The 12,019-nt window shown below is 55.1% G+C and carries 10 protein-coding genes and 2 pseudogenes; 5 read left to right on the top strand and 7 right to left on the bottom strand.

Features of this window, described 5'->3' with window-relative positions; translation table 11 throughout:
* Positions 1 to 149: 149 nt before the first annotated feature.
* Together EGH23_RS23620 and EGH23_RS27380 are read left to right on the top strand one after the other, a co-directional pair.
* A pseudogene (locus EGH23_RS23620) lies at positions 150 to 227 on the top strand (IS200/IS605 family transposase); the annotation flags it as partial.
* Positions 228 to 1,260: 1,033 nt separating this feature from the next.
* Positions 1,261 to 1,416: pseudogene (locus EGH23_RS27380) on the top strand (DapH/DapD/GlmU-related protein); the annotation flags it as partial.
* 247 nt (positions 1,417 to 1,663) lie between these two features.
* On the opposite strand, the gene EGH23_RS23610 reads toward EGH23_RS27380, so the two are convergent.
* Positions 1,664 to 2,206 carry a hypothetical protein gene (locus EGH23_RS23610; protein ID WP_220582441.1) on the bottom strand — a complete coding sequence of 181 codons (543 nt, stop codon included), beginning with the start codon at positions 2,204 to 2,206 and terminating at the stop codon, positions 1,664 to 1,666.
* Between the two features lie 340 nt (positions 2,207 to 2,546).
* On the opposite strand from EGH23_RS23610, the gene EGH23_RS23605 reads away from it, so the two are divergent.
* Positions 2,547 to 3,587, top strand: coding sequence for a right-handed parallel beta-helix repeat-containing protein (locus EGH23_RS23605; protein WP_220582440.1), 1,041 nt, complete (start codon positions 2,547 to 2,549; stop codon positions 3,585 to 3,587).
* A gap of 1,172 nt (positions 3,588 to 4,759) precedes the next feature.
* On the opposite strand, the gene EGH23_RS23600 is transcribed toward EGH23_RS23605, so the two are convergent.
* The 4 genes from EGH23_RS23600 to EGH23_RS23585 all read right to left on the bottom strand — a co-directional run bounded on the left by EGH23_RS23600 (position 4,760) and on the right by EGH23_RS23585 (position 7,383).
* Complete coding sequence (locus EGH23_RS23600; protein WP_220582439.1) at positions 4,760 to 5,323, bottom strand: BBE domain-containing protein; 564 nt, start codon at positions 5,321 to 5,323, stop codon at positions 4,760 to 4,762.
* 25 nt (positions 5,324 to 5,348) lie between these two features.
* Positions 5,349 to 6,521, bottom strand: a complete 1,173-nt coding sequence (locus EGH23_RS23595) for an RNA-guided endonuclease InsQ/TnpB family protein (protein WP_220582438.1) — start codon at positions 6,519 to 6,521, stop codon at positions 5,349 to 5,351.
* A 1-nt stretch (position 6,522) separates the two neighbouring features.
* Entirely contained in the window at positions 6,523 to 6,912 is a 390-nt protein-coding gene (tnpA, locus tag EGH23_RS23590; protein WP_220582437.1) for an IS200/IS605 family transposase, read from the bottom strand.
* 177 nt (positions 6,913 to 7,089) lie between these two features.
* Positions 7,090 to 7,383 (bottom strand): PadR family transcriptional regulator, encoded by a 294-nt coding sequence (locus EGH23_RS23585; RefSeq protein ID WP_220582436.1) that lies wholly within the window; start codon positions 7,381 to 7,383, stop codon positions 7,090 to 7,092.
* Between the two features lie 1,636 nt (positions 7,384 to 9,019).
* Here EGH23_RS23585 and EGH23_RS23580 point away from each other — a divergent pair.
* Both EGH23_RS23580 and EGH23_RS23575 read left to right on the top strand, forming a co-directional pair.
* Entirely contained in the window at positions 9,020 to 9,310 is a 291-nt protein-coding gene (locus EGH23_RS23580) for a winged helix-turn-helix domain-containing protein (protein WP_220582435.1), read from the top strand.
* A gap of 210 nt (positions 9,311 to 9,520) precedes the next feature.
* Positions 9,521 to 9,784: a HalOD1 output domain-containing protein gene (locus tag EGH23_RS23575; protein ID WP_220582434.1), complete on the top strand. Its 264-nt coding sequence runs from the start codon at positions 9,521 to 9,523 to the stop codon at positions 9,782 to 9,784.
* A 94-nt stretch (positions 9,785 to 9,878) separates the two neighbouring features.
* On the opposite strand, the gene EGH23_RS26645 is transcribed toward EGH23_RS23575, so the two are convergent.
* A complete protein-coding gene (locus tag EGH23_RS26645) occupies positions 9,879 to 10,130 on the bottom strand; it encodes a DUF7123 family protein (RefSeq protein WP_236045045.1) in 252 nt (83 codons plus the stop codon).
* A 203-nt stretch (positions 10,131 to 10,333) separates the two neighbouring features.
* On the bottom strand, positions 10,334 to 11,626 hold the full coding sequence (locus EGH23_RS23570; protein WP_220582433.1) for an RNA-guided endonuclease InsQ/TnpB family protein: 1,293 nt from the start codon (positions 11,624 to 11,626) through the stop codon (positions 10,334 to 10,336).
* Between the last annotated feature and the right edge of the window lie 393 nt (positions 11,627 to 12,019).

The raw sequence follows: 12,019 nt of genomic DNA, 5'->3' as shown, positions 1-12,019 counted from the left end.
GTCCACGACGAACAGTCCCCCGCGCTTGTCCGTGTCGGTTCCAGACTCTGGCACCCGGTCGCAATTGATGCAAACGATCCGCTGGTGAACGTTCCCAGTGATTGCGACGCCACCCCGGGTGCAGTGACCATATTTAAACGATCGACGTAACGTACTACGTGGGGACGGCAGGCGATGTTTCGACCGCCACGATTGAGCAGTATATCGAGCGAACGGAACACGTTTAGCGAGGCTTACGGCCTTCACCCTCGGGGTCAAGCCCCGAGGCACTCGGCCTGCTCCGCCTGTAGATTGAGTTGACTAATACATCTATGACTATGATCCGGAGCGACTGATGACACCCTCTCCGGCATGGAGCCTGTCGAGGAGGATGCAACGACGAAGATGGAGAGTCCTGCCGCCCCCGTTCGAAAGCAGCTCAGGAGTGGGAGCAAGGGAACCTGAGTAGTGGACGGAGGACTCATCGGGCACATGACCGACCACCACTGAAAAATATTTTGCAACAGCAAGCATTGCTTTGTAGCGGATTATTACGGCAGTACAGGGGCAAGAGTGGGTTTTGGGACCGTCTGTGGTGCTGATATGGGCAATAAGGTGGGGGTAGAATCTACGTGTAAATAACCATGTAGGTTGACAATAGTGCTTGCTGCCGCAAGCATAAACACTGATGAGAGCAACGAGTTGCTCAGTGCTAATACTCTCAATAACGGCTGTTTCCCTGTGGCAGTCGCGAAAGCAATCGACGCCGTCCTTCAGCACCAATCCTCAGCGCGATCCGACCACCCCCCGTTTTCGATTTGTATCGTCCTGGGCAGTGTCAATGAGATAGAAGCTTTTAGCAGCCAGCCCTACGTGTTCTCTATAATGTCAATCAGACTGATAAAACATGTCAAGAGGTCCTTTCGCCAACTAGGGCGACGCGGGTATCGATACTATCTCAACGCCCACGACGGCGTCTCGATTAGCCGGTCGGCTACGGTAGCTGTTCGCTCGTCTCTCGCGGTAGAGCAGGGCCAGATCGATATCGGCAATAGCTGCCATGTCTACGCAGACGCGAAAATTCTCCCCTGTGGTGGCCGAGTCTCCCTAGGAGCCTATTCCACGCTGGATCCATACTCGATCTTGTACGGGCATGGGGGGTTAGATATCGGGAAGGGCGTGAGAATTGGCTCTCACAGCACAATTGTCCCAGCAAATCCTGTGTTCTCAGACCCAGATGAGTTCATCCATACGCAGGGGCTGACGACGGAAGGTATCGTAATCGAAGACGATGTGTGGATCGGAAGCGGCTGCCGCATCGTAGATGGAGTACAAATTGGAAACGGTGCAGTGATTGCAGCAGGAAGCGTCGTCACAGAGTCAGTCTCGCCAAATACAATCGTCGGCGGAAATCCAGCAACACTCATCAAACAACGTGATTTGAGTGAGTAGTCCTGAAGAGCTCAATAACAGCCTTGTCTCCGTAGTGGTCGTGAGAGTCACCGACGACGCCCTTCAGTCCCAATCCTCAGCGCTAATCGGCTACCTTCCGTTTTCGATTTGTATAGACCAAGGCCGTATCACATCAAGAGCCCCCCAAATATCACAGACAATGCTTGCTGTAGACCGCGACGGTCTGCATTACTCGATGCTAGGTCGCCCAGCCAGTGCGCGTTCGTAGCGCTCAGGTTGTCCGCAGGTGGTCGGGTTCGGGCTCGTACACCTCGCCTTGCTGCTTCAACTCGTCAATCTCGCGTTCAGCTGTTGCGGTATCGATGCCGAGTCGTCGAGCCCTGTGGAGCACCTGCTGGACTGGCGCGCCGTCGTCGTGTCGATCCTCCATCGTTGCGATGATCTCTCGAATCGTTTGGCCACTCTCCTCTGGAACACTTGTCTCCGACGACACGTCATCGCCGATGATGAACTGCTGAGGATGTGGGACACCAATGTCGACATCGTCACCGACGACATCCGCGACGATATCCGTTGTTGCCTCATCGTATAAGCTCACGATGAATCGCTGGTCATCAGCCCCAACCGTAGTCTCGATATCAACTGAAATGTGGTCTGGCAACGCAGCTTCAAGCTCTGTTCGTAGTGACGCTTCAGCACTTGCGATCAACTCGTCAGCACGCTGTTTGTGTTCCGCGCTGGTCCGAACATGGTCTGCTGCACGCTTGAGCGTGGACAACGGCTCTTCCTCCTCTGTCTCATTAGCGTTGGTCATGCATTTGTACTTGAGCTAGTGCAACTTGATTCTTCAGTGAGCACCCGTCGCGCTGGCGCAACTAACCGACATACTCGCGCTTCGCTGGGCAGCATTATTTGTCACCTGACACTCTCTGGATTCAGCGAGAGAATCCCGCCGTTCACGGCGCGGAGGATGTCACGGTGAAAACCACCACGTTACTGCCACTGCTGATAGTCTCTTCCACTCAATCTGGATGCCATTACTAACAAAGATCTATCTTCTTATGGATTGATCGCTACGCAATCCTCTCTAACTGGTAAAATATGTTATTTAACCGTGATTAGTGGTAACATCCCCCTTGATCGGGGGCAAAAATATGAGCCGTGTAAATCATCCGCTTCGACGGCGAACAATACTGAACACAATCGGCGCGTCAGTTGTTGGCAGCAGTGTTCTTGTTGGCGTCTCGAGTGCACAGACAACAATCAACGTTCCAACCGACGAGAACACGATTGAAGACGCGATCGCAGCAGCAAATCCGGGCGATACGATCGAAGTTGAGCCGGGTACGTATGCTGAAAATGCGCTTGTAATTGATGGTCTTGTTAATCTCACGCTTAGTGGCGCCGGAAGTGACGAGGTGACGATTGAGTCCCAAAGTAGCGGTCGGGGGCTAACAGTGCATGAGTCAAGCGCTGTCACGCTCGAAGGGTTCACCTTACGTGGGGCCGGGGGATACGGTCTCAAGCTTCAGTTCGCAGACGAGCTCCGGGTGGAAGACGTCCATGCAGTCGAGAACGGCAGAACCGGCATTGATCTGAACACGACCGATACTCCAACAGTGGTCGATGTCGAATCACGAGATAACAATGGTGGTTTCGGGGTCGCCCTTCGGAATCTCTCCGAAGCATCGGTCGAGAACATAGAAACAACTGGGAATGAATGGGGCGGTCTTGCGCTGTGGCCGATAGACAATGATGATAACGAATCCGAAATCTCCGCGGAGATAACCGACTCGTCATTCACGGGCGAACCTGTCGGTGTCCTTGCCCAGTATCAGGGTGACTTTGATGTTCTCCTTGAGGAAAACGATATCGAGGACAACGACACCGGAGTCGGAATAAGTGATCAGTTCGGAACGGTTGAAAACGCCGGCGGGGTTACCGTCACGCTCAACAATATCACCGGGAACGACGTTGGAGTTGATAACACCGGCGGTGGTGAGGAACTCCCTGCCACATGTAATTACTGGGGGCACCCAACTGGACCGGAACATGACGATAACCCGAAGAATAATCCAAAGGGTGATGTTGTGAACGGTAATGTCGATTTCCAGCCTTGGAACACCCGTCGAATCGGTCGGGGACAGAATCCGGCAAATTCCTGTGTTGGCGGAGAAGGAAACGGCCAAAACTAAGCGAGTGGAAATTGTATTGGCTCTCGAACCAACTCAGCGGTCGTTTTTCGTTCGTATTGGGTAGCCAGCTGTCGCCTTGGCGGTTGCACTGTTCGGAATTCGCGGCTCCGATAAACCGCCAGAAGGCGTTGGGGTAAGTCGTCTTAGCACCCCGATGAATGGTTCCAGTTGCTTCGCCAGCATGGACATATTGGAAACTAAAGTCTGAATTGCCCAAGTGTCACCGACCAAGTCGCCGAGTCACCGAAAGCGACGCTGGCGGTGCACGGTTCGAAATTAGTGGGATTGACTCTATCGACGAAACCTAGTGAACAAGGCGAAAGCCCCCTCCGCACACGAACGAGGCGACGCCAGTATTCGGCGGCAATCACGGTGGGGCTTTCCATACATTACGTACTTCGAAGTATCATACTCCTGCGTACTATAAGCCATTGTGGCTCTGCACCGTCCTCAGGTAGTGATCCGGGTCGGCTACTGATATCCTTGCCCGCTGGAACATCGTTTACGGTGTGGTGCAGTCAACGAAACATCCGAGTATCCTATCCCCGATGGTGCCGTCCATTCGCGACACAACCTCACCGAGCACGAATCAGCCGACGGACCTGTGGAAGCGTCTGTGCCGGCAACTCGCCAGGCGACACCCACTTCGCTGTCAGTACCCCTTCGGCGGGATTGGGTGTCGGCGGTGCCAGGACATAGGTTCGGAACATTTGATACACTGACACTGTCTGCTGTCGTGACCGGTGTGCGTACCACTATCGTCCGAGTGCTGCCCCAACCGCTACTGGACAGTCCAGTTCTTCATGCATCTCCCGTCGCAGTCCCGCCTGAGCGGCTTCACATACTCATCGATAAGTACTGACTATTTGGTAATACCTTTTCATCTAGATACTACATTTATGTGTATATCGTGTGAACAGCTATCACATGTCGCCCCCGCTGAACGAAGCTACAAACGGCGTGCTGAACACAACCACGAAAACAATCCATAAACACAAAGCGGGCGCCGACAAGTTCGAGACCGAGTGTGGCCTAACATACCACGTCGCGCCAACACAGCTACGACGGCTCCCAATCGAACAAGCACTCACTGACGAAGATGGCCACAAATGCGGCCGGTGCTTTCCCGATGGCGGCGGCTACTGACCAGACGCCCCAACCGGTGACGACACTCACTCGTTCGGGCGAATATTCCGGTTCACGCGGAAGACGTTCTCCGGATCGTACTGCGCTTTGATTTCGACGAGGCGAGCGAAGTTGTCGCCGTACGTCGCCCGAATTCGCTCCTCATCTTCGTCAGCGGTCTGGAAATTGATATAATTCCCACCAGTCGAATAGGGGCGCAGTTGGTCCCACGCAGTGCGGACCCACTCACGGTACGCCCCTCCATTGGGATCGTCCGGGTCCCACCGTCCAGCTGCACCGTATGCGAAGCGAGCGTCGCGGTTGTTCACGGCGCCGTCGTCGTCGTCACGTTCGTTGAGTGCGCCGCCGATGTGTGCAATGACGAGTTGCCCATCCGGGATTGGATTCTCCGCGGCCAGGTCTCGCACGGTCGACAGAAGGTCGCCACTCAACTCGGCGGCAAACTCAGTCTTCCAGTAGTAGTGGTCGCCCTTGGGTTCCGTCGCGTCAAGGTACGACTGCTGCTGGATATATGGCCGCTCGGCGAGCAGGTCCACGACGGGATCGCCCAGCGTGCGGAGCGGGGCAAGCGCTGCCTCGGTGTCGTCCAACTCGCCGCTGCGACTTCTCCCACGACTAAAGTCGTGGGCTTCCCTCACGGAGGGTTAGGCCCACGTCGTCCGGGGAGTTCGCAGGTTCCATCTCACCGTTAGTTCCCTTGAGTACGACCTGCGTTTCGGGCTGAGCCACAACAGCCCCCACCGTCGATAGCGGACGCTGAATGTTCTTACCGACGGCTCGTTTGCCGATGTTCGTCGCGCCATTCTTGTCGCCGTTGTCGTCCAGTCCACAGTCGTGGCACTCGACACGCCCCTGCACCTCCCGATTCGTGTTCTTTGACCCACACCGCCAACACGTCACAGACGTGTCGTACTCGTTCACGGGGAGGCACTCTCGCCCGTCAAGATGAGCTTTGTACGTGAGGATGTTCGCCATCTTCGCATACGGCATCTTGTGGGTCTTGTCGTTCACGTACCGTCCCTTGTCGTTGTCGAAGCGCAACCCCGTCATATCACCGAACACGATGACGGCGTTTCGCTCCCGAGCGCGAGCGACGAGTTTGTTCGCCACTTGATGCAGTTCGTGTTCGACCGTTCTGGATTCCTTGTCCCCGAGGCGTTCGATGATCTGCGCTCCCGAACGAACCTTCGCCTTCCCAATGGACTTGCGGAGTTGCTTGTAGTGTTCACGGACGCGACGGACTTCCGCTCCATGGAACTTGGTGTCTCGGTCAGAGAGGAATGTGCTGACGGCTATCCACTTCGCACCCATATCGACGGCGAGAACGTCATTGTATTCGTCTGCGACGGCCACAGACCGCTTGCAGACGAGGTGGACGTACCACTCGCCATCTCGGTGGACGAGTTCCGAGTCACGGATGTACTCGTCGGTGAGCAGGTGCGTGTCCTTCTCGGGGACGCACACGGGCACCCAGATGCTATCCCCGCGTTCCTTCTCGGGGTTGTAGACGGGAAGTTTGAACCACCATGACGAGAGAACCGTGTCCTCGTCGTGTTCAATGGTGATACAGTCGTTGCGGAGGACGACAGGCTGTTCGGTGTCCGCTCGCGGGTTCTTATTCGAGCGGACTTTGCCCACCTGTTGTTTGGTGGCGGAGTAGAGGTTCGCGTCGTCGTCACCGTGAACGGCATCTTGGAACGCACCGTACTCGCGTTCGACGAGCCGGGCTTTCCGCTCGGTGAGCGAGTGGAGTTTGACCCGTACCGTGGTAGTGACTTCACGTTGCATTCTACTGTCCGGTCTGTGCTTCGATGTACTCCTGGATGGTCTGACTCGACACCTCGCCTGCTGAGGAAACGAAGTACGAGCGTGTCCACAGCGAGGGGAGGCCGAAGTCGAACTCGTCACGGAGGTTCCGCGAGGTGTAGCCCTTGACCTGCTGGATGATTTTGTTCGGGGCAAGTTTCGGGTCGCCAGTGATGAACAGGTGTACGTGGTCGGGCTGGATTGCCAGTTGGAGGATGTCGAGGTCGAGTTCGTCGGCCTTCTCCTCGATGAGTTGTTCGAGGCGGTCGGCAACCTCGTCGGTCAGCACCGGCTTGCGGTACTTCGGGCACCACACGAAGTGGTAGTGGAGGTTCTGAACCGACGTTCGCTCTCGACTATACCCGCGCGGCATAGTCTTAGATAGATGCCACTCACTATTAGATGTTATGATTCTATCAACCCTATGCCGTGCTATCTGGGATGAATTGTATCGGAGTGGTCGGATTCATCCCACGACTAAAGTCGTGGGCTTTCTCCTCGAATTTCTGTAACAACTCTGCGAGAACTTGGACTGCCGACTTGAACGTCGTTATGCAGACGACATCTCAGCAGCTTCTACGTATTTGTGCTCCCACTCGCGGCGGGCTTCGAGTTCACGACGGCCGCGCTGAGTGAGTGTGTAGATGTTTGTCCGTCGGTCTTGCGTCCCTTTCTCGACAAGCCCCTTCTCAACGAGTGTATCAAGGTTTGGATACAGCCGTCCATGGTTGATCTCCTGGTTGTAGTAGTCCCCAAGTTCCGCTTTGAGCGCAAGGCCGTGGGGCTCATCACTACCAGCAATCACGTAGAGGAGGTCACGTTGGAAGCCAGTCAAGTCGTGCATACAAGTAACTAACTGGTACATAGCGCTCGCACATATGTCTATTGGTAGATATATAACAAAAAGAACACTGCAGACGGGAACACACCCAGTAGCGTCCCGCAGCCGACTTCGTACCTGCGTCGGATATCGCCCAACGACTCCCCCTCGCCAGCGGGGGACTCGGCTGCGATATGGATGCAGCTACTATCAACGGACGCAATTCGACTCGCCTGTCCAATCGACATGGTTTCGGCCCCTGACCTGTTTGCCAATCGTAACAGTCATATTCGGTGACCAGAAAGCCACGTTGTAGACCCTGCTGAAGCCATCACTTCCAATGGGTCTGCAACCTTCCACCCCCTATGGCGTCGGGTCACCCCCGACGCATTTGTACTGACGTAGCCAAGCAGAGCTTCGCCAGCTGCGCTATCGAGAACGCCACTAGTCCACCACGGGCTTTTCAAGAGTAGCAGAATACAAGCTGGTCAATCGTCCTTCGTTCGCACAGTGTCGGGAAGCCGCTCAAGTTGTTTTGGCGTGACGTGGAATTCGTGCTCCTGACTACCAGAAAGAGACTCCCAGACAGCACCCACGATCGGGAACACCCACAACAGGGAGTAGAGAAGCTGACTAACTGGATTCGAGGTGAGATAGAATACCGTTTGCTGTAATGTCGACTCAAAGCGAATCCCACGTATCGTTGCTTGATACATCTGCACAGAATAACGATGAGCGGCGGCGAAGTATAGAGGTCGAAGCCAGCGATTACGAATAGCAGATAGAGGATCCCCGCCGGAATCCCGATAATATTGACGAGCGAAATAGTCTGATTCGAGATACTGTACGTCCAAAACCGGAGCAGTTCACGACTGGTGAACTGGCCACCACTCAGATACGAATACGGGCCAGCGACCCAACGCCGCTTCTGTGTCAGCTACCCACCGCTGAAGCGGTGGGCTTGTCGGTGGACTCACGAGTTTCGCGCTCCACAGCGGAAAGCCCCACGCCCCCTCCTTTCTAAGACGGGGCTTTCTCAGGTGGCTTCCCGAACCGGGAGTCGGAGAGACTCGTTCAACGTCCCCGACTTCGGGGCTGGCTGACGGACAGCCCGTCCCACCGGCCGCTTCTGGACCTGTGGGACGTGTCTATATATTCGTCTCAAAGTCCCTTAAGCTTACGCGCTTCCTCCCACGGCTGAAGCCGTGGGCTTCCGCGCTGCTACTATTGTGAATCGGTGGCTTGTGGTCAGGCACAGAGTCTTCATTGACGAGTCGTGACGACGCTGGATAGATGAGCAGGTCTATGAGTAACGACGCTCGAGAGCGACGACCGACAAGCTATCTCCCTCGACGGCGACACCACTGAAATCGTACTGACAGCGCTCTAGGGAGACGTTACGACCGTTTCTTTACAATACTGTACTATCGGTATCCCTCACAGTCGGTATGGGGTTACATTTTTCTTGGTCTCGATCGGCAGCAGTTGAGACGATAATACTAGAGCAAAGAAGCACTTGATTACCAGTAGCACCGGTTGTATTCGAAGTGCCTTATCCAGCTAAACAATCAGTGCCGTTAATCAGCTACCACGCAGTAGAGACTGACTCACCACCTATGACAGCCATATTCAGTTATACGGCGGAGGCACGGAACCACCTATGACAACAGATGAGCAGTGGGACGACGTCAGCTTCGTCATCAGTTCACGGTACCGTGTCGGCACACTACAGCGCCTCGCAGACGGTCCCGCGACACCCTCACTTATCGCTGAGGGAACCGATCTCAGTATGGCACACGTCTCTCGCGCACTCAAGGAACTCCAAGACGAGGGACTCACCACATTGCTCGTCTCTGAAGACCGCAAGAAGGGCCGCGTATATGGACTAACGGAGACTGGTGAGGACGTCTGGGAGACAATCGAGGCACAGAACATGGTCGAAATTGAGTGACTCGCCTCAAGGCAAGTGGTTAGAGAGCGTCGCTCGCTTGGCATTCCAGGGTCTCTCGAGCTGACACTCTCTCTGGCGGAAGACATCTTTGGCGGTGCGGTCAAACGAACCAGCTCGAGGAGGCCGACGACTGGTCAGCGCAGAGAAAGTTGACAATTCAAATATAGTTGTCTGACAAGGATTTATATCATATCTTATTGATGAAGTAATATGACACAAATGAGGGGTAGTGTTTCCGACCGGATCATCCAAGAAATCTCGCGTACCGCCGCCACAGAGCGGGTGGAGTTGCCGTCGCTGTATGCGGTTATCGATCCCGACGCGCTAGAAGCGGTCGTCGAGACGATGTCAGATGGTGAGGTCTCCTTCAGCTACGCGGGCTACGAAGTCACAGTAACCGCTGAGAAGGCGATCAGGCTTGAGCCACGCCCCACCAGCGAAACTGCGACTGGAATCGCGCTGAGCAACGATTGAGGGGAAGTTCACGAGACAGGCCGTTTTGACCGTCGCCTACAATCCCAGCACGGAATCCGCTGTGAGCGGCTGTCTGGTGATAAGACACTCCAACTCAAGCAGTTATCTTCCACGTCGTCCCCGTGGAGTACCCCCACTTTTCAATTTGAATACCCGTCGCTGCCTGACGGACTGCGGCCATATTCGATCCAACTTCTTTCGGCGACAAGTCGAGATCGTCAGCGATGAGTCGAGATTTGAAATACGTTTGTTCTGCGACATGCTGTCGGAGGTACGCCAGAATCCGCGATTGTTTCTCCGAGAGCGTACTCGGCGTCGGTTCGGTCTTCGAGGCTGAACTCGACATACAATCTCTACTCCTCTACTGTCCATATTGTTATCAGTTCCCTTCGTTTTGGTATGGCGGCAGGGAATGCCCTTGGCAATAGCACCGATCTCGCCAGCAACTACAAGTCTCACAGAGGGGAACACAGATCGGAGTTCGTACCACACAGTGCCGTGGGAAAAGGTAACGGTGGAGATCAACGGCTGTGAGGTTACGATTGCTAGTCAGCTACCCACGACTGAAGTCGTGGGCTTGTTGGTGGACTCCCGTTCTACCGACACGGGTGTGTCGGACGCCACTTCAGTAGCGCTCACGGTCATGATCCCCGACTTGAGGGCGTACTGACAGAACGCCCCTCCAGCGGGGGACTTCTGCCCTCGCTGGAGTTTCAAAGCGAGTTTCCGAGCAACATTCTTCGCCGCGTTGTAGTCGGCATTGGCCGTGTACGAACAGTCAAGGCAGGCGAACTGTTGCCCATCACGATTTTCGTCGAGCGTACACCCACACTTCGAGCACTGCTGACTCGTGTAGGACGGTTCGACTGTCTCAACCACGATACCAGCCAGTTCCGCTTTGTTCACTGTTTGCTCTTGCAGCTCCCGGAACGCCCACTGTTGGAACTTCTTGCCGTCGCTGATACGCTCCCGGATCTGTGCCAAGTCCTCGAATGCGATGTGTGTACAGCCGTGGCGTTGGGCTTCTGCGATAATTTCCTTGGAGCACCGGTGCAGATAGTCGTCACTCCATCGTCCAAACCTGTCACCGATTCGCTGGTAGGTCAGGTGGGCATTTCGTGTGCCTGTCTGTTGCAGGCTGGCACGCCGTTTTTCAAATTCGCGCCGCTGATGGTTGAGGTAGTCAGCGTTGCCGATGAACTCGCCTGTTGATGTCACGGCAATGTGGTCGTCAACGTTGCAGTCCACGCCAAGGACGTTCGAATCCTCGGCTTTCTCAGGACTGCTCGCGTCGATTTCCCGTTCCATCGTCGCATGCAGGTAGAACTCGTCGCTTTCGCCGTCGTAGTGGACGGTACTGGTTGCGAAGGAGTAGTCCTCGTTCAGCAAGTACTCGCCGTGTGGCGTTCCGTCAGGGTCATCGGGCAGGTTGTAGTCGCATTCGACTCTGCCGTTAACGGTGGCGAGGCTTACTTTGTCACGGTAGTAGGTGGCCGCTCGTTTGTCGTAGACGATGCTGAACGTGTCATACTCCGGCTTGCTGGTGTTTTCTCCGTCAGCAAGCCTGTCCACACAGTTGTCGATGTCGTCTGTGGCGCGTTTGATAGCTTTTTGCACGAGGTTCGCGTGCAGGTCGTCTGTTTCCTTCCGAAGGTCGTCGTAGATTGCGTTTTCAGCTTTGTTTTTACTGGTTACGCAGTCTTCCTCAGGGTAGCGCCACGCCCAGTCTGCGGTGCGGTTCGCGCAGTACTGGAACCTAGTGTTAGTGGCGTGGAGGTCACTCTTGCGGTCATCGGGCACGTCGAGTCGAACCCGTACTGTCCGAGCTACTTCCCACACCATGTACATCACAGTAGTAGCTATTCTTTATTAGTATTTTTGACTGCACTGAGGGAGTCAGCAATGCTGGAATCGATGGATTATCGCACGGAGATTACGCGCTTCCTCCCACGAGTACACTCGTGGGCTTCCGCGCTGTTACCGCTGTGACCGCCTACCCTATTTGAACGGAACTACACAACTCCTGTTCCGAGAACTCCGAAATATCACCACCTTCAGCTGAGCTATCCACGGATCCGAGTGATCTAGGCTGTAGCGTCCGGAATGTCTGGCTCTGGTGAATCGCTGGACGGCATCGGCTCCGACCGTCAGAACTAGTGGAATGAAGCGGGAAACCGCCGATGGTTCATGTCGAAGATTTCCCGCTTCACGAGCAAAGCGGTTCAGTTAGCTAAA

This window comes from Haloarcula nitratireducens (assembly GCF_019599505.1).
The sequence above is the reverse complement of the archived record's forward strand: the minus strand, read 5'-3'. Positions and strand labels throughout refer to the sequence as shown.

What these genes read in the sequence shown, in the direction of transcription:
- EGH23_RS23610 (WP_220582441.1), bottom strand. Translation starts at nt 2,206, where the DNA reads ATGACCAACGCTAATGAGACAGAGGAGGAAGAGCCGTTGTCCACGCTC.
- EGH23_RS23605 (WP_220582440.1), top strand. Translation starts at nt 2,547, where the DNA reads ATGAGCCGTGTAAATCATCCGCTTCGACGGCGAACAATACTGAACACA.
- EGH23_RS23595 (WP_220582438.1), bottom strand. Translation starts at nt 6,521, where the DNA reads ATGCAACGTGAAGTCACTACCACGGTACGGGTCAAACTCCACTCGCTC.
- tnpA (WP_220582437.1), bottom strand. Translation starts at nt 6,912, where the DNA reads ATGCCGCGCGGGTATAGTCGAGAGCGAACGTCGGTTCAGAACCTCCAC.
- EGH23_RS23585 (WP_220582436.1), bottom strand. Translation starts at nt 7,383, where the DNA reads ATGCACGACTTGACTGGCTTCCAACGTGACCTCCTCTACGTGATTGCT.
- EGH23_RS23580 (WP_220582435.1), top strand. Translation starts at nt 9,020, where the DNA reads ATGACAACAGATGAGCAGTGGGACGACGTCAGCTTCGTCATCAGTTCA.
- EGH23_RS23575 (WP_220582434.1), top strand. Translation starts at nt 9,521, where the DNA reads ATGACACAAATGAGGGGTAGTGTTTCCGACCGGATCATCCAAGAAATC.
- EGH23_RS26645 (WP_236045045.1), bottom strand. Translation starts at nt 10,130, where the DNA reads ATGTCGAGTTCAGCCTCGAAGACCGAACCGACGCCGAGTACGCTCTCG.
- EGH23_RS23570 (WP_220582433.1), bottom strand. Translation starts at nt 11,626, where the DNA reads ATGGTGTGGGAAGTAGCTCGGACAGTACGGGTTCGACTCGACGTGCCC.